Genomic DNA, 17,768 nt, shown 5'->3' with positions numbered 1-17,768 from the left:
CAAGACGCTCAGCGATCGAGCACGGAGCGAATCTCGACGAGATTCGACCGGACGCGGAGAATGTAGAAGCCCATCGTCGCCAGATGGCTCGGCATGATCCAACCGTCTTCCCGACCATTGGAAATGATTGCGGGCTGGATCTGCAAGGCGGCTTGGAACTGCCTCATCGTTGCGCCGAATATGGCGCCCAGATTGCGTTCCGCGACGACCTGGGAAAAGTCGGACTGCGCGGCGGCAAGGATCGCGTAGTAGGCATAGAGCTGCCCATAGGCGAACCAGAAGCGGTCGTCGGCGCGCGTATCGAACCAGCCGCGATGATGGTTCTGCGAGCGGTCCGCAAGCACATCCGAGGTGCTGCCGAGATCGTTGGCGATGCGGTCGATGAACTGGATCAGGTTATCCGCGCGTCCATCGAAGATCGCATTGCAAGCGGCCAAGTCGGCATTGAATTTGCGCAGGCTTTCGAGAGCGGAACGATAATAGCTTGGTGTCGGCGTCTTCGGCCCGAACGGATCGAGTCCGAAATACCAGCTGTACTCATCGAACTGCAGATTGCCGCGTGCCTTTTGCAGATCGTTGTTGATCCCCGACGTGCCCCGTACGCGGCCAAGCGTATCGACGAGTTCGACCGAGGTGCGACGAACCGCCTGGTTCACGCCACGCTGGAACGACGCCTTGTTGTCGAGGAACGGCGTGTGATCCCAGTCGATGCCGAAGAAGCCGAGACGATAGAGGAGCATGGAGGAGATCCACGCATTCTGATTGACGTTGAAGTCCGTCAGATCGGCCGCGACATCGACGATGGCCGAGCGCTGGCAGGTCTTCGTCGCCGCCGCGTCGTCTGTTGCCGGCAGTTCCTGCCCAGCCGGCACCTTGCGTTCGGAAAGCCTGTACTCATTCACGAAGGACGGGTTGAAGCCGGACCAGACCTGCGTCTGCCAGATGAAATAGCAATAAAGAACGGTAAGCAGCCCGATAAAACCAAGGATCGGCAACCGGACCATCCAGGTCCGCTGAACGTACCAGCCACGGGCGGCGATAAATGGCCAGAAAGCCCAGGCGAAGAAGATCCGCGCCCAGCGTGCGATGGTCCGGCCGATCAGCCTGAAAAAACCGGCGATCCGGTCGAGCATCCTCTTCTCCTTGCCGTGATGGGCAGACAGTGTCTGCGCACTGACATATGCGCTCGCTCCGGGAAGGACAATATCGTGCTGATATTATTGTTTCTTCAGGAGCTAGGGGCGCAGGAGGCGGAAGCGAAGGCGCTTGGAGATTTTCGTCGTATCGATGATCGGCCCTCCGGAGCCCTCCTCCGGCTCCCGCTGGAAGGTCTCGAACTTACTCGCGAAGACGGCGTCGGCGGTCCGCTTGCGATGCTCCAGTTCCTGCGGCACCAGCATATTGCGCTCAAACAGTTCAATCGGACCGGCAATGGCGGGAAAGAGTTCCGCCGAAATCTGGACCTTCGACCCGGGAATGTCCGTGTCCACCTGTGCCTGATAGATCAAAAGCCGCTCTTCGGTGTCGATCACCATCTTGCGCGTGAGGGCGTTGCACCGGCCCACCTGGCTATTCAGCGCATCGACGAAAACCTGGAAGAGATTGATGAAGCGTTCGCGGCGCTGGCTATCCTCGCGCATTCCGCGTTCTTCCTCGGCAACGCGGTCGGCTTCGCTCTTCAGGGCGCGCCGCTCCTGTTCCATACGTTCCCATTCGGCCTTGCTTCCATAAAGACCGATCCTGCCCTGCTTCGTCAGCGCCTTGGCATTCAATTCCCGAATGCGCAGGCGCGCGATATCGATCTTGTCGACAAGCCGACGGCGCTGCTCGACGATGCCGATCAACCCATGCTCCCCCAACTTGTGAAAGTCGATCACAATCGTGCGGTAGCTCACAATGACAGCAGCGGTTTCGTTCGACTTCACCAGCAGGTCGCGCAGCCGCTCCACAACCGGGGCGGCGCGCACCCGCGCGCTATGGCGACGCCACATCCGCTGACGCGAAAAGCGACCGATGAATTTCTCGCCTGTCGTCAGGCCGCGGAAACTGTCGAGATCCGCTGAAACCTTGACCGTCAGCGTGTCGAGGACGGATACGAGTTCCGCCAGCAGATTGGTCAGGCTCGCGCCGTTTGTGACAAACGCCTGGAAGCGCCCGTTCTCGACAAGGAAGCGCTCATCATCGACGGCGGCCCCTTGGCGCGCAAACTCGCTGACGAAATCGACGCAGACCCTGGCTTCAAGACGCAGCTGTTCCACGAGCGCTCGCGCGGCTTCCAGCTGCGTGTCGAAGGAGAAAGGCTTGCGCACCGGAACGCCTCCATGAATCGGTTACCGCGAACCTAGCGCATAAGCCGACAAACCGGAATCGATTTGAGGAACACTCACACCGCCTCGGCGAGCCATTGCCCGTTCATGGCATCATCCCAATGCCGCCGGCAAAGCGATACGTACTTTTCGTTGCCCCCGACATCGATCTGCGCGCCTTCGCGCAGCACCTTTCCTTCTGCGTCGAGGCGCACCACCATCGTCGCCTTGCGTCCGCAATGGCAGATGGTCCGCACTTCACGCATCTCGTCTGCGATCGCGAGAAGCTCCTCAGACGCAGGAAACAGCTTCCCCTGGAAGTCGGTCCTGAGACCATAGACCATGACCGGAATGTTCATCCGGTCGACGATCCGGGCAAGCTGCCAGACATGCTCGCGCGTCATGAAGTGAGCTTCGTCGACGAAGACGCAAGCGATTGGCTCCCCCTCCTTGCTGAGTTCGCCAATCAAGGCCTGCAAGTCTGCTTCCGGTTCGAAGGCCACGGCGCTCGCCTGCAGCCCGATCCTAGAGCCGATAATCCCTTTTCCGGCGCGCTCATCGAAGGCCGCGATCAGCAAAACGACACGCATGCCGCGCTCCTCGTAATTATAGGAGGCTTGCAGCAGCATCGTCGACTTGCCGGCGTTCATGGTCGAGTAGTTGAAATAGAGTTTTGCCATCGTTTTCTCCGTCTTTCGCTTCTTGGAAGCTCGAAACTGCGAAGAAAAGTCCCTCATTTTGATAATCACAGGAAAATCGCGGCCAAAAACCGCCAAAAGCCTTGAAAACCCGGCACTCCGCGAAAAATGCCCCACGTCGCAATCGGGTACTGCAATGCGGCGCAAACGCGCTCAGATCGCTTGTCAAACTCGGTTATTGGTGATTGGCTTGGGAACGCAAGACTGGGAGTCTAAAAATGAAAACGACAAGCGCATTCAAACTGACCACCGCCACCGCAGTTGCCGCTCTCTCTGTCGCAACAGCAGCATTTGCCGCAGACCCCGATAGCTGCTCCGCCGTCCGTCTTTCCGACGTTGGCTGGACTGATATCACCGCAACCACCGCCACGGCCGCAGTCATTCTGAAGAACCTCGGCTACGAGCCTGATATCAAGGTTCTTTCGGTTCCGGTCACCTATCAGTCGCTGAAGAACAAGGACATTGACGTGTTCCTCGGCAACTGGATGCCGGCTCAGGCGAAGGATGTCCAGCCCTACCTCGATGAGAAGACGGTCGTTTCCCTCGGCGTCAACCTCGAGGGCGCCAAATACACGCTCGCGACCAATGCCAAGGGCGCTGAACTCGGCATCAAGGATTTCAGCGATATCGGCAAGCACAAGGATGAACTCGACGGCAAGATCTTCGGGATCGAGCCCGGCAACGACGGCAACCGCCTCGTGATGACCCTGATCGAAAAGAACGAGATGGGAATGGGCGGCCTTGAGCTCGTCGAGTCCTCCGAACAAGGCATGCTGGCACAGGTCGCCCGCGCCGAGAAGGAAGGCAAGCCGGTCGTATTCCTGGGTTGGGCACCCCACCCCATGAACGAGAACTTCAAGATGACTTACCTGACGGGCGGTGACAGCACCTTCGGTCCAAATTTCGGCGGCGCGACGGTCTACACCAACACCCGCGCCGGCTACACCACCGAATGCCCCAACGTCGGCAAGTTCGTCTCGAACCTGAAGTTCAATCTGGAAATGGAAAACCAGATCATGGGCAAGATCCTCAACGATGGTGAGGATCCGCAGGTCGCCGCGACCGAGTGGCTGAAGGCAAATCCGAACGCAGTCGATCCGTGGCTCGCAGGCGTTACGACCAAGGACGGCAAGGACGCCCTTACCGCCGTGAAGTCGGGCCTCGGCCTTTGAAACTGATGAAGGGGGCGGCCCTCGCCGCCCCTTTTTGTTTCATCTCGATCTTTGCTCTTTCGGATAGGCGCGCTCCTTGAACTGGATCACCGACTACAAAATTCCTATTGGCCCTTTCGCCAAATCGACCGTCGACTGGCTGACGTCGAGCGGTGAGTGGTTTTTCAACCAGCTTGCTTTCGTTTTGTCGCACGTTATCAATGCGTTGCTTTTCATTCTGCAGGCTCCGCATCCTTTGATCGTACTGGCTGCGATCGTTGGGATCGCTTATTGGCTACGCCGCTCGATCGGCGTCGCGGTTTTCACCCTGCTCGGCTTGTTGCTGATCATGAACCAGGGCTATTGGAAGGAAACGACGGAAACGCTGGCGCTCGTCCTGGCATCGACATTTGTCAGCATGGCGGTCGGCATTCCACTCGGTATCGCCGGTGCGCGGCGCGCCTGGGTGTTTTCCATCATGCGGCCGGTTCTCGATCTGATGCAGACGATCCCGACCTTCGTCTATCTCATCCCCGCGCTCATCCTCTTCGGTCTCGGCATGGTTCCGGGTCTGATCGCGACCGTAATCTTCGCGATCCCCGCCCCGATCCGCCTGACGCGTCTCGGCATCATCTCGACGCCGCCGTCCCTCGTGGAAGCAGCGGAGTCTTTCGGCGCGACGCCGATGCAGGTGCTGCGTAAGGTCGAGCTCCCCTTCGCCATGCCTCAGATCATGGCCGGCCTCACGCAGACCATCATGCTTTCCCTCTCGATGGTGGTTATCGCGGCGCTTGTCGGCGCCGATGGTCTCGGAAAACCGGTGGTGCGCGCGCTCAATACGGTCAATGTCTCGATGGGCTTCCAGGCGGGTCTCTGTATCGTCATCCTCGCGATTATTCTCGACCGCATGTTCCGTGCGACAGGTGAAGGAGAAGGCGTATGACCGCGGTCCGCTTCGACAACGTCAGCATCGTCTTCGGCGACAAGCCGGAAAACGCCCTCGCCTTGGCCGATCAGGGCAAGAATCGCGACGAGATCGGCGCCGCGACCGGTCTCGTTCTCGGCGTGGCGGATGCCTCGCTCTCCGTACAGGAAGGCGAGATCCTCGTCCTCATGGGCCTTTCGGGCTCCGGCAAATCGACCTTGCTGCGTGCCGTGAACGGGCTGGCGCCTGTCGTACGTGGCGAGGTGTCTGTCGCAACGCAAAACGGCCTCTGTAATCCCTACAAGACCACTGCCAAGGGCTTGCGCGACCTGCGCATGCACACCGTCTCGATGGTCTTCCAGCAGTTCGCGCTGCTGCCGTGGCGCACGGTGGCGGAGAATGTCGGCTTCGGCCTCGAGCTCGCGGGTATGCCGGAAGCCGAGCGCAAGAAGCGCGTGGGCGAACAACTTGAGCTCGTCAACCTGACGAAATGGGCCGACCGCAAGGTCAACGAACTCTCTGGCGGCATGCAGCAGCGTGTCGGCCTAGCGCGTGCCTTTGCGACTGGTGCACCGATCCTGCTGATGGACGAGCCGTTCTCGGCGCTCGATCCGCTGATCCGCACGCGTCTGCAAGATGAGCTTCTCGAGTTCCAGCGGCGGCTGAAGAAGACGATCCTCTTCGTCAGCCACGACCTCGACGAGGCGTTCCGCATCGGCAACCGCATCGCCATCATGGAGGGTGGGCGCATCATCCAGTGCGGCACGCCGCAGGAAATCGTCAAGAACCCGGCCGACCAGTACGTCGCCGATTTCGTCCAGCACATGAACCCGATCAGCATGCTGACGGCGCAGGACGTGATGCAGCGCGGTCTCGGACATGCGGCCGCTGGCGCGAGCGTCAGCGGCACGGCGCGCGCCGAGACGCCGCTGATCGACATTCTCGATGCGCTGTCGCGCCAGCCGGGCAGTATCGGTGTCGTGGAAAACGGCGCGATCGTCGGGACTATCTCGGCGCAGGATATCGTCGAAGGCCTGACCCAGCACCGGCGCAAAGAACAGGCTTGATCCCGCCGTCCGCTTCCGTCACAAAGTGGACATGAAAGATCAAGCTTCCGTTCTCAGGGAAACGGACGGAGAAGCCCGCAAACTCGCTCGCACGCTTCTCCGCTCCGCCCGCTATGCCGCAATTGCCGTTCTCGATCCCGGGACCGGCTTTCCCTTTGCGAGTCGCGTCCTGCTCGGCACCGATATTGATGGTGTTCCCGTCATTCTCGTCTCGGGCCTGTCGACGCATACGCGCGCGCTCGACGCCGACCGCCGCGCCTCGCTTCTGACGGGCGAGCCCGGCAAGGGCGATCCGCTTGCCTATCCGCGCCTAACGACCCAATGCCTTGCCGAACCGGTCGAGCGCGACAGCGACATCCACGTCCGGATTCGCAGCCGCTTCCTCAACCGCCATGCCAAGGCAAAGCTCTACATCGATTTCCCGGACTTCCGTTTCTTCCGGCTTGTGCCGCAGTCCGCAAGCCTCAATGGCGGTTTCGGTCGCGCCTATCTGCTGGAGGGCGAAGATCTGACGATTCGATCCCCCGGCAGCGAAGCCGTGGCAGCGCAAGCCGACGCGATAGTGCAAGAATTGCTAGCCATGCGCCCGGATCTCGCGGCTGCGGCTGCGGCGGGCCGGGAGGCCGGCAACGGCGATTGGCGCATTTGTGGAGTGGATTGCGCCGGTTTCGATCTCATTTCGGGTGATTTGCTCCTGCGTTACGAGTTTGATGCCGTTGCGCAGGGTGTTGAGGACGTTTATTCACATATACCTAACATAAAATACGCAATACCTGAAATTTAGCTATATACAATCTTGACGCTGTATTGATAGTTTTCGCCGTCCGGCATTGAGCGGGAACGTGCGTTTTTGAAATTAGTTTCACATCGGGAACAGGATATGGATACAATCGATTTAACCGCCAATGCAAACGTTGCCGCTGCCCTGTTGTCGGCTATGGCAAACCCGAAGAGACTTCTCATTCTCTGCAACCTCGTGAGGGGTGAAATTCCGGTCGGTGCGTTGGCGCAGGAGGTCGGTTTGAGCCAGTCGGCTCTCTCGCAGCACCTGTCCAAGCTGCGCGCCCAGAAACTGGTAAAAACGCGCCGCGACGCCCAGACGATCTACTATTCGAGCAATTCCGAGCAGGTTCTCAAAATCCTCGAAGCCCTCACTGACATCTATGCTGTTCAAAGCCGCACCAAGTCTGCGGCGTAAGGATGCGCTGACATAACGTCAGCCTATAAGCCGCACTGCCGAGGGATGCATCCGGAATAGTGTGGCAACCTTATTTCAGCACGTCTGCATACTCTTAGACCGGCAGCAATGCCGGTCTATTTTTTGCATGTTGTTCGCCGCTGCGGTGCCCAGACGGCAACGTCCGCGGCTTGACGCCCGGAGAAGCGCTGATAATTTGACCGGGCAGTAAAAAACGGCATCAGCCAATACCGGGAACGGCCTCCGAAACGGCCATGGAGAACAGCATGTCCAACCGCCTCAATACCACGCCAAATGACCTGCGGGCCTTTTGGATGCCCTTCACTGCGAACCGTCAGTTCAAGAAGGAGCCGCGTCTCTTCGTCAGCGCCAAGGACATGTATTATCAGACCCATGACGGCCGCCAGGTGCTCGACGGCACCGCCGGCCTCTGGTGTGTGAATGCAGGGCACTGCCGGCCGAAGATCACCGAGGCGATCCGCGAACAGGCGGGCGAGCTCGACTATGCGCCGGCCTTCCAGCTCGGCCATCCCAAGGCCTTCGAACTGGCGAACCGCCTCGTCGATATCGCGCCCGAAGGCATGGATCACGTTCTCTACACCAATTCCGGGTCTGAATCGGTCGAGACCGCGCTGAAGGTCGCTCTCGCCTATCATCGCGTGAAGGGCAACGGCTCGCGCTTCCGTCTGATCGGCCGCGAGCGCGGCTATCACGGCGTCAACTTCGGCGGAATCTCCGTCGGCGGCATTGTCTCCAACCGCAAGATGTTCGGCACCCTGCTGACGGGCGTCGATCACATGCCGCACACCCATCAGCCCGGCAAGAACGCCTTTACCCGCGGCCAGCCCGAGCATGGCGGCGATCTGGCGACCGAGCTCGAACGCATCGTCACGCTACACGACGCCTCGACGATCGCGGCCGTCATCGTCGAGCCGATCGCCGGTTCAACCGGCGTGCTGATCCCGCCGAAGGGTTATCTGCAGAAGCTCCGCGAGCTCTGCACCAAGCATGGCATCCTGTTGATCTTCGACGAAGTCATCACCGGCTTCGGCCGCCTCGGCGCCCCGTTCGCCGCGCAATATTACGACGTCAAGCCCGATATGATCACCACCGCGAAGGGCCTGACCAACGGCGTCATCCCGATGGGCGCGGTCTTCGTGACTGCGGAGATCCATGACGCGTTCATGAGCGGCCCGGAACACATGATCGAGTTCTTCCACGGCTACACCTATTCGGGCAACCCGATCGCCTGCGCCGCCGCGCTCGGCACGCTCGACACGTACAAGGAAGAAGGCCTCCTGACCCGCGCTGCGGAACTCTCCGACTACTGGGCCGACGCGCTGCACTCCCTGAAGGATTGCCCGAACGTCATCGACATCAGGAACACCGGCCTTATCGGCGCCATCGAGCTCGATCCGATCGCTGGCGAGCCGACCAAGCGTGCCTTCACCGCCTTCCTGAGGGCCTACGAGAAAGGCCTGCTGATCCGCACCACCGGTGACATCATCGCGCTCTCGCCGCCGCTGATCATCGAGAAGCACCACATCGACGAACTCTTCGGAAAACTGCGCGAAATTCTGCAAAGCAACATCTGATATCGGCAACGGTAGAGTGCCCGCCTTTTAATCCTCTCCCCTGCCAGAGGGGGAGAGGCATCAAACGCGATGAGCACAAAATACGCGATGACCGACCACCGCTTTGCTCGTCATCCACCGAATGACAAATCTGTATAACGCCAAGACCTCAATCGCGTTACAGGTCTTGGCCACCGCATTTCTCCGCCAGAAAGGACACGTTCCTTTCGATTGGAGATCATTTCATGTTCACGAGACTGCTTGCGCTTTTCTTTCTGTGCTCGCCGCATTCTCTGCCTATCCAAGCTCTGCCGCGACGGGCGCCAAGCGACAATCGATCCACAGGCAGGTCAGCGACATTTCTCTTGCCTTTCTGGCCAAAGCACTTCCCGCAAAATAGATGGTGCGGCGGAACAGGCGGAATCGCGGATTTTCTCGTGAAAACCGTGATTCCGGCGTAGCTCATGACAGAATTCGTCAAAAGTGGCGATCGATTTGCTATCTTCTTGCCTAATCGCTGTGAAATTCCTAAGAAACTTGCTGTGCACCCTCCGAAGCCAAACATGGAAGGCGGGTGTCTCGGCCGGGCGGCTGCTCATCGTCTCTTGGCGCATCCCGCAAGGGCTGTTGTACGATCTGGGCTCGCCGCCGCGGTACTCAAATCGCGGGTTTTGAAACCCACCCAAGGAGAAAGAAAATGAGTCTGAAGACTTTGTCGGCGGCCCTTGTCGCCTCGCTCGCCTTTGCGCCGCTCGCCCATGCAGACATCACCATCGGCCTCATCGCGCCGCTGACCGGTCCGGTCGCCGCCTATGGCGATCAGGTGAAGAATGGCGCGCAGGCCGCTGTTGACGAGATCAACAAGAAGGGTGGCATCCTCGGCGAGAAAGTCATCCTCAAGTACGCCGACGACGCCGGCGAACCCAAGCAGGGCGTTTCCGCTGCCAACCAGATCGTCGGCGACGGCATCCGCTTCGTCGTCGGCCCGGTCACCTCAGGCGTCGCGATCCCGGCATCCGACGTTCTCGCCGAAAACGGCGTGCTGATGGTAACTCCGACCGCAACCGCCCCGGACCTGACCAAGCGCGGCCTCACCAACGTTCTGCGCACCTGCGGCCGTGACGACCAGCAGGCCGAAGTCGCTGCCAACTACGTCCTGAAAAACTTCAAGGACAAGCGCGTCGCGATCATCAACGACAAGGGCGCCTACGGCAAGGGTCTGGCCGATTCCTTCAAGGCAACGCTCAACGCCGGCGGCATCAAGGAGGTGCTCGACGACTCGCTGACCCCTGGCGACAAGGACTTCAGCGCGCTGACAACCCGCCTCAAGGCCGAGAAGGTCGACGTCGTCTATTTCGGCGGCTATCACCCGGAAGGCGGTCTGCTGGCCCGCCAGCTGCATGATCTCTCCGTCAATGCCGTCATCATCGGCGGCGATGGCCTCTCCAACAGCGAGTTCTGGAACATCGGCACCGATGCCGCCGGCGGCACGATCTTCACCAACGCGGTCGACGCGACCAAGAGCCCGGATTCCAAGGCGGCAGCCGATGCGCTGAAGGCCAAGGGCATCCCGGCCGAAGCCTTCACGCTCAACGCCTACGCCGCAGTCGAAGTCCTGAAGGCAGGCATCGAGAAGGCCGGCAGCGCCGAAGATTCCGAAGCAGTCGCCAAGGCGCTGAAGGGCGGCGAGCCGATCTCGACCACCATCGGCAAGCTGACCTACGGCGAAACCGGTGACCTGACGTCGCAGAGCTTCGCGCTCTACAAGTGGGAAGGTGGCAAGATCGTTCCGGCCGAATAAGCCTTTCGATCTCGCGGATGGATCGCCGGGCGTCCCTTTGGGGCGCCCGGTTTTCGTTTGTGGACCAGCCGGCAAGCCGATCTCGCTTTGTCCGACACATGGGTTATAACTGGACAAACGCCAGCACGAGGATGCCCATGACCGCCAAGCTCGAACGCCTCATCGACCAGGGAACGGGCCAACTGCCTGCCGATATCGTGCTGAAAGGCGGGCGCTTCTTCGATCTCGTTACTGGCGAACTTGTGGCATCGGATATCGCTATCGCCCAAGAGCGTATCGTCGGCACATGCGGCAACTACGATGGCGAAACCGAGATCGATATCTCAGGCAAGATCGTCGTGCCTGGCTTCATCGACACGCATCTCCACATCGAATCCTCGCTGGTGACACCGCACGAGTTCGACCGCTGCGTCCTGCCCTATGGCGTCACAACTGCCATCTGCGATCCGCATGAGATCGCCAATGTCCTTGGCACCGAAGGCATTCAGTATTTCCTGGATTCGTCCCTCGAGACGATCATGGACATCCGCGTCCAGCTTTCTTCCTGCGTGCCCGCCACGCACCTGGAAACGTCGGGCGCCGATCTGCCGATCGAGCGGTTGTTGCCCTTCCGCCGTCATCCGAAAGTCATTGGCCTTGCAGAGTTCATGAATTTCCCCGGCGTGATCCACAAGGATCCCGTCTGCATGGCCAAACTCGACGCCTTCCAGGGCGAGCATATCGATGGCCACGCGCCCCTGCTCTCGGGCAACGACCTGAACGGCTATCTCGCCGCCGGCATCCGCACCGAGCACGAATGCACGAGTGCTGCAGAAGCGCTGGAAAAGATCCGCAAGGGGATGCACATCCTCGTGCGCGAGGGTTCAGTGTCGAAAGATCTCGCGGCCCTGATGCCCATTATCACCGAACGCCTGTCGCCGCACCTTGCGCTCTGCACCGACGACCGCAATCCGCTCGACATCGCCGAGCACGGCCACCTTGACTACATGATCCGCACCGCGATCAAGAACGGCGTCGAGCCGCTGGCTATCTACCGCGCCGCATCGATTTCGGCTGCGCGGGCCTTCGGACTGAGAGATCGCGGCCTCGTCGCCCCCGGCTGGCGCGCGGACCTCGTGGTGATCGACAGCCTGGAAAACTGCCGCGCCGATATCGTTTTTGTGGCCGGACGCGAGGTAACCGCCGAACTCTTTGCCACCCGCAAACCGGTGGAGCCCGTCGGCCTCGACAGTGTGAAGGCCAGGCCCGTCAACGCCGCTCATTTCGGCGTGCCGGTCGCCGATGGAGAAACGCCCGTCATCGGCGTCACCCCCGGCAAGATCATCACCGAATATCGCCGCTACCGGCTTCCCGTGAAGGGCAACCAGACCGACGTCGACCTCGGCAACGACATCATCAAGGTCGCCGTTATCGAGCGGCACGGCAAGAACGGCAACCATGCCAACGGCTTCGTTCAGGGCTTCGGCCTGAAGAAGGGTGCGATCGCCTCGACCGTCGGCCATGACAGCCACAACATCTGCGTCGTCGGCGTCAGCGAGGACGACATGGCGCTCGCCGCCAATCGCCTCGGCGAAATCAACGGCGGCTTCGTGGTCGTCGAGGGTGGCAGGGTCACAGGCGAGATCGCCCTGCCCGTTGCAGGGCTGATGAGCCTTGAGCCCTACGAGACGGTGCGCGACACGCTCCACCACCTTCGCCAAGCCGCCTACGCGCTTGGCACGACATTGGAAGAACCCTTCCTGCAGGTCGCCTTCCTGCCGCTGCCGGTCATCCCGCACCTGAAGATCTCCGACCGCGGAATGGTGGATGTCGACAAGTTCGCGTTGATCGTGTGAGCGCCTAGCCCGCCACCCGCGCGCAGAACGCATCCAGCGCCGCCAGCTTGATCGGCCCGGTTCCGGTCACCGTCTCGAAGCCAGGTATCGCCAGCCGCTCTCCGATCACCATTCCCGCTGGCGGAACGAACTGTGCGGGCTTGCGCGTCAGGTTGAAGACGAAGAGCAGCTTTTCGCTTCCCTTCGAACGCGTGAAGGCCAGAAGATCTTGATTGGTTCCAATGAACTCCATGGTGCCGTCGAGCAGCGCCGGGTGGCCTTTGCGGAATTTGAGCGTCTGCCGGTAGTGATGCAGGACGGAATGCGGATCACTCTCCTGCGTATCGATCGAAAGTGCTGCCTGCTCGTAAGGCACCGGCAGCCAGGATTTCTCGGCCGTCGTAAAGCCGGCATGCGCCTTGGCCGCCTCCCAGGGCATCGGCGTGCGGCACCCGTCACGCCCCTTGAAGGCCGGCCAGAAGCGAATGCCGTAGGGGTCGCGCAGGTCCTCGAAGGCAAGCTGTGCCTCCGGAAGGCCAAGCTCTTCACCCTGATAGAGGCAGATCGAGCCCCGCAGTGCCGCCAGCACCGACATGGCGAGCTTGGCGATAACAGGTCGCTCCGCTTCCGTCTTGGCAAAGCGGCTGACATGGCGGTTGACGTCGTGGTTGGAGAAGGCCCAGCAGACCCATCCATCTGCGACAGACTTCTGGAAGGCGTCGACGCAACTGCGGATATGCGTGGCGGTGAAATCCGGCCCGAGCAGATCGAAGGTGTAGCACATGTGCAGCTTGTCGCCGCCGGTCGTATAGGCGGCCACGGTCTTCAACGAGCGGGCGCCGTCACCGACCTCGCCGACCGTCGTGCGTGCCTCGTAGCGATCGAGCAGAGCCCGGAACCGCTGGAGGAAGCCGATATTCTCCGGCTGCGTCTTGTCATGGAGGTGATTCTGCATGCCATAGGGGTTCGTATCCGGCGCATCGAGGCCGGCGTCACTCTCGTCAGGCGCGTGCGCAGGGTTGTCGCGAAGCAGCTTGTCGCAGAAGTAATAGTTGACGGTATCGAGGCGGAAGCCGTCGACGCCGCGGTCGAGCCAGAACTTCACCGTGGCAAGCACGGCATCCTGAACCTGCGGGCTGTGGAAGTTGAGATCCGGCTGCGAGGTCAGGAAGTTGTGCTGGTAGTACTGCCGGCGCACGCCGTCCCATTCCCAGCCGGGTCCGCCGAAGATCGAGAGCCAGTTGTTGGGCGCAGTGCCGTCCGGTTTCGGGTCGGCCCAGACATACCAGTCCGCCTTCGAATTGGTCCGGCTCGAGCGGCTCTCGATGAACCAGGGATGAACGTCCGACGTATGCGAGATCACCTGGTCGATGACGACCTTGATGCCGAGCCCGTGAGCCGCGGTCATCATCTCGTCGAAATCGGCAAGCGTGCCGAAAATCGGATCGACATCGCAATAGTCCGAAACATCGTAGCCCATATCGGCCATGGGCGATTTGAAGAACGGCGACAGCCAGATGGCATCGACACCGAGGCTGGCGATATAGGGCAATCGCCGAGTAATGCCCTTGAGATCGCCCAAGCCATCTCCGTTCGTATCCTGAAAGGAACGTGGATAGACCTGATAAATGACTGCACCCCGCCACCAGTCCGCCGTCTTGTCCGCAACCGCCACTGTTCATCTCCTGCATTCATGCAATGACGTTGCACACTAAAGCGGGTGGGACAAAAAACAACCTTCAGCCGGAAGCGTCGCCAATGGCCCCGCCAATCCAACCGATTATCAGACCCAAAGCCGCCAGTTCGTAGCTTGTCAGCGAAGTGCTCTGCGCGTATCAGCGAAAGGAGAAAATTCGGGGAGGCTTTCTGTGAGCGGGCGTTTTCTATCGATCGGTGAATGCATGGTGGAGCTTTCGCAGGCCGGCGCCGGCTTGCTGCGCAAGGGCTTCGCCGGCGATACGCTGAACACCGCCTGGTATGCTCGCGCCTGCCTGCCGGCCGATTGGTCGGTGGAGTATTTTACCGCGCTCGGTGACGAACCTATGTCCGATGAGATGATCGCCTTCTTCAAGGAAGCCGGCATCGGCACCGAGTTTATCAGGCGCATCAAGGGCAAGGCGCCCGGTCTCTACATGATCAGCCTGAAGGATGGCGAACGCTCCTTTAGTTACTGGCGCGACAACTCCGCGGCTCGCCAATTGGCAGCTGATGCGGAACTTTTGCGCGAGGTGATCGAGGCCTGCGACGTCATCTATTTCTCCGGCATCACGCTTGCGATCCTGTCGCGCAATGACGCCGACACGTTGCTGGCCGAGGTTCGCCGTGCCAAGGCGGCCGGCAAGATTGTTGCCTTCGACCCCAACATTCGCCCACGGCTCTGGTCGGGCTATGACGTGATGCATGCGACAATCAGCGAAGGCGCGCGCGCCTCTTCCCTGGTGCTGCCGAGTTTTGATGACGAGGCAACTCACTTCGGCGACGTCTCGATAGCGGCAACGATCCAGCGGTATCGCACACTTGGGGCGGCCGATGTCGTCGTCAAGAATGGCGCGGAAGGCGCTACGCTGAGTTTCGATGGCGTGGAGAACTTCGTCCCGGCTGAAAAGGTCGAGCAGGTCGTCGACACGACAAGCGCCGGTGACAGTTTCAATGGCGCATTTCTCGCACGCTATCTCGAGACCAGGAACGCGCCGGCCGCAGCCGCATTTGCCGCAAAGGTCGCTGCACGCGTCGTCAGCGAACACGGTGCCCTCGTCGCACGGGAAAAGCTCGGCCTGAAGAAGGCCTAGGCAGCACCGAGCCCCGCTAACGACCACTCATCTGTCGGCGTAACGCGACTGTAATATTTCCATCATCGACGGCCTCCAGAATAGGTAGCGCGGGAATCGAGTCTCCGGGCCTACCCGGAATTGAGCCGGCGCCCCCCGCGGCGCGGCGTGTATGGAATTGGGGCGTGCTGCAACATATGTCGGATGTTGGAAGCGACGAAAGCCTGGCTATGTCTCGGCAGGGCGTGGCGGAACGGCTGGTTATTGTCAGTGATGCCTGGCATCCTCAGGTCAACGGCGTCGTTCGCTCGATCGAGAATACCAATCGCGAACTCGCGAAGATGGGCATCGAGGTGGCGATGGTGACGCCGCAGGGCTTTCACAGCATCCCCTGCCCCACCTATCGTGAAATTCGCCTTTCGATCGCCAATTATCGCCGCGTCGCGCGCGAGATAGAAAAGCACATGCCGTCCTACGTTCACATCGCGACGGAAGGCCCTTTGGGTCTCACGGCGCGGCGCTGGTGCCTGAGGAACCGCATGCCGTTTTCGACCAGCTATCACACCCGCTTTCCGGAATATGTCTCGGCGCGCCTGCCTTTACCGAAAAGCTGGCTCTACGCTTTCGTCCGCTGGTTCCACAATTCGGGTGCGGGCTGCATGGTCGCAACGCCAAGTCTTGCGCGTGAGCTCTCCGAGAAGGGTATCTGCAACCTGATGCCATGGAGCCGCGGCATCGACGCCGGCCAGTTCCACCCGACACCGCTGGAAGATGCACCGTTCGGACTGCCCCGCCCGGTCTTCATGACGGTTGGCCGAGTAGCATTGGAGAAGAACCTCCCGGCCTTTCTGGATCTCGACCTGCCCGGATCGAAAGTCGTCGTGGGTGACGGACCGGCCCGCGCCGAACTCGAGAAGCGCTACCCGGATGTACTTTTCACCGGTCTGAAAGTCGGCGAGGAACTGGCAAAGACCTATGCCCAGGCGGACGTCTTCGTCTTCCCATCGCTGACGGATACGTTCGGCAATACGATTCTGGAGGCGCTCGCCTCCGGCGTTCCCGTCGCTGCCTACCCCGTGACTGGGCCGCTCGACATCATCGGCGAAGACAACGAGGTCGGCGCACTCGACAATGACCTGAGGACAGCCTGCTTGGCGGCTCTGTCTGCTTCGCGCGAAAAGGCCCGTGAACTTGCCCTGCAATATTCCTGGGAAGCGGCGACCACGCAGTTCATCAACAACATTCGCGCCGCCAACGGCGTCATCACGCCAAAATGGAAAAAGGCTTGGCAGTTTGCCGCCAAGTCGCTGCCAAGAGCGAAAAAGCCCGGCGAGGCCGCCGGGCCTATCTCGTCAGGAACCTGATCCCGTCATTTCCTGAGCGCGTCGCGCAGCGTCTGGTTGGCGACGGAAATCGCGCTGCGCACCGCCGGCGTCTCGGCAATGGCGTTCAGAAGCACGAAGTCGTGGATCGTGCCGTTGTAGCGGATCGAGGTCACCTTCACGCCGGCCTGGCTCAGTTTCCGGCCATAGGCCTCGCCTTCATCGCGCAGCACGTCGTTCTCATCGGTGATGATCAGTGCCGGCGGCAGACCGTTCAATTGATCGAGCGACGCCTGCAGCGGTGAAGCCGTCGGCTCCTTGCGCTTGGCTTCATCAGGCAGATAGGCGTTCCAGAACCACTTCATCGCTTCCTTCGTCAGCCACGGGCCATTGGCGAACTGATTGTAGGAGCCGGTCTCGAAGTTGGCGTCGGTCACCGGATAGAAGAGAACCTGCTGATCGATTGCCGGGCCGCCGCGCTCCTTGGCAAGCAAGGTGACTGCCGCCGTCATGTTGCCGCCCACACTATCGCCGGCCACGGCCAGGCGGCTCGCATCGACATTGAATTCCTTCTCATGCTCGGCAACATATTTCGTGGCGGCATAGGCCTGTTCGATCGCGATCGGATAACGCGCTTGCGGTGAGCGCTCGTAGTCGACGAAGACGACGGCGGCCTTGGCGCCATTGGCAATCTCGCGGACGAGCCGGTCATGCGTGTCGGCATCGCCGAGAACCCAACCGCCGCCGTGGAAATACATGACGACAGGAAGCTCGCCCTTCGCGCCTTCCGGACGAACGATGCGCAACTTGATGCTGCCGGTCGGACCGGCCTTGATCGTCAGGTTCTCTTCCTTGGCGGCGAGCTTCTTGACGTCGCCCTTCTGCGCCCCGGCAAGAACGCCGCGGGCGTCGGACGGAGACAGCGTATAGATCGGCTTGGCGCCGGCCAGCGCGTCGATGAACTTTTGGGTCGTCGGTTCCAGCACCGGATCGGCAGCGGCGCCGAAGGCGGTGGCTGCCAGGATGGTTGCTGCGCAGACTGCGGTCTTGATGGTCGACATCGTCTTGTCCTTTTGGTTGCGGTTCGTTGTGAACACGCATTATGCTTATCGCACGATTATTTATTGCGCGATATAAATCTGAG

15 protein-coding genes are annotated in these 17,768 nt (G+C 60.7%); 10 read left to right on the top strand and 5 right to left on the bottom strand.

All coding sequences use genetic code 11. The features are described 5' to 3' along the window. Positions 1-8: 8 nt before the first annotated feature. From PMI09_RS05865 to PMI09_RS05855, 3 genes are all read right to left on the bottom strand, one after another. On the bottom strand, positions 9-1,133 hold the full coding sequence (locus tag PMI09_RS05865; protein ID WP_007789871.1) for a DUF2333 family protein: 1,125 nt from the start codon (positions 1,131-1,133) through the stop codon (positions 9-11). Between the two features lie 102 nt (positions 1,134-1,235). Further along, positions 1,236-2,309, bottom strand: a complete 1,074-nt coding sequence (locus PMI09_RS05860; protein ID WP_007789869.1) for a hypothetical protein — start codon at positions 2,307-2,309, stop codon at positions 1,236-1,238. A 74-nt stretch (positions 2,310-2,383) separates the two neighbouring features. Continuing rightward, positions 2,384-2,986, bottom strand: coding sequence for a thymidine kinase (locus PMI09_RS05855; RefSeq protein WP_007789867.1), 603 nt, complete (start codon positions 2,984-2,986; stop codon positions 2,384-2,386). 236 nt (positions 2,987-3,222) lie between these two features. Here PMI09_RS05855 and PMI09_RS05850 point away from each other — a divergent pair, with 236 nt between their 5' ends. The 8 genes from PMI09_RS05850 to ade all read left to right on the top strand — a co-directional run bounded on the left by PMI09_RS05850 (position 3,223) and on the right by ade (position 12,555). Beyond that, entirely contained in the window at positions 3,223-4,176 is a 954-nt protein-coding gene (locus PMI09_RS05850; protein ID WP_007789865.1) for a choline ABC transporter substrate-binding protein, read from the top strand. Positions 4,177-4,252: 76 nt separating this feature from the next. After that, positions 4,253-5,098, top strand: coding sequence for a choline ABC transporter permease subunit (choW, locus tag PMI09_RS05845; RefSeq protein WP_007789864.1), 846 nt, complete (start codon positions 4,253-4,255; stop codon positions 5,096-5,098). Beyond that, positions 5,095-6,147, top strand: a complete 1,053-nt coding sequence (choV, locus tag PMI09_RS05840; RefSeq protein ID WP_007789862.1) for a choline ABC transporter ATP-binding protein — start codon at positions 5,095-5,097, stop codon at positions 6,145-6,147. Before choW ends, choV begins: the two co-directional genes overlap by 4 nt. Before the next feature lie 31 nt (positions 6,148-6,178). Further along, on the top strand, positions 6,179-6,931 hold the full coding sequence (locus tag PMI09_RS05835; protein ID WP_007789860.1) for a HugZ family pyridoxamine 5'-phosphate oxidase: 753 nt from the start codon (positions 6,179-6,181) through the stop codon (positions 6,929-6,931). A gap of 96 nt (positions 6,932-7,027) precedes the next feature. Then, positions 7,028-7,345: an ArsR/SmtB family transcription factor gene (locus PMI09_RS05830; protein WP_007789858.1), complete on the top strand. Its 318-nt coding sequence runs from the start codon at positions 7,028-7,030 to the stop codon at positions 7,343-7,345. 266 nt (positions 7,346-7,611) lie between these two features. Beyond that, positions 7,612-8,940 carry an aspartate aminotransferase family protein gene (locus PMI09_RS05825; RefSeq protein WP_007789855.1) on the top strand — a complete coding sequence of 443 codons (1,329 nt, stop codon included), beginning with the start codon at positions 7,612-7,614 and terminating at the stop codon, positions 8,938-8,940. Positions 8,941-9,616: 676 nt separating this feature from the next. Continuing rightward, on the top strand, positions 9,617-10,720 hold the full coding sequence (locus PMI09_RS05820; protein WP_007789853.1) for a branched-chain amino acid ABC transporter substrate-binding protein: 1,104 nt from the start codon (positions 9,617-9,619) through the stop codon (positions 10,718-10,720). Positions 10,721-10,857: 137 nt separating this feature from the next. After that, entirely contained in the window at positions 10,858-12,555 is a 1,698-nt protein-coding gene (gene ade, locus PMI09_RS05815) for an adenine deaminase (RefSeq protein ID WP_007789850.1), read from the top strand. A 4-nt stretch (positions 12,556-12,559) separates the two neighbouring features. On the opposite strand, the gene bglA is transcribed toward ade, so the two are convergent. Continuing rightward, the gene (bglA, locus tag PMI09_RS05810; RefSeq protein WP_007789847.1) at positions 12,560-14,209 is read right to left on the bottom strand and encodes a beta-galactosidase BglA; all 1,650 of its coding nucleotides are present in this window, start codon (positions 14,207-14,209) and stop codon (positions 12,560-12,562) included. Positions 14,210-14,402: 193 nt separating this feature from the next. On the opposite strand from bglA, the gene PMI09_RS05805 reads away from it, so the two are divergent. Together PMI09_RS05805 and PMI09_RS05800 are read left to right on the top strand one after the other, a co-directional pair. After that, positions 14,403-15,323, top strand: a complete 921-nt coding sequence (locus PMI09_RS05805) for a sugar kinase (protein ID WP_007789845.1) — start codon at positions 14,403-14,405, stop codon at positions 15,321-15,323. Positions 15,324-15,499: 176 nt separating this feature from the next. Beyond that, a complete protein-coding gene (locus tag PMI09_RS05800) occupies positions 15,500-16,666 on the top strand; it encodes a glycosyltransferase family 4 protein (protein WP_085990667.1) in 1,167 nt (388 codons plus the stop codon). A 5-nt stretch (positions 16,667-16,671) separates the two neighbouring features. On the opposite strand, the gene PMI09_RS05795 is transcribed toward PMI09_RS05800, so the two are convergent. Beyond that, positions 16,672-17,685 carry an alpha/beta hydrolase gene (locus PMI09_RS05795; RefSeq protein WP_007789840.1) on the bottom strand — a complete coding sequence of 338 codons (1,014 nt, stop codon included), beginning with the start codon at positions 17,683-17,685 and terminating at the stop codon, positions 16,672-16,674. Positions 17,686-17,768 lie beyond the last annotated feature (83 nt).

Origin of the sequence: Rhizobium sp. CF122 (genome assembly GCF_000282035.1) — a bacterium.
Classification (GTDB): domain Bacteria; phylum Pseudomonadota; class Alphaproteobacteria; order Rhizobiales; family Rhizobiaceae; genus Rhizobium.
This window is presented reverse-complemented; position numbering and strand designations above follow the sequence as displayed.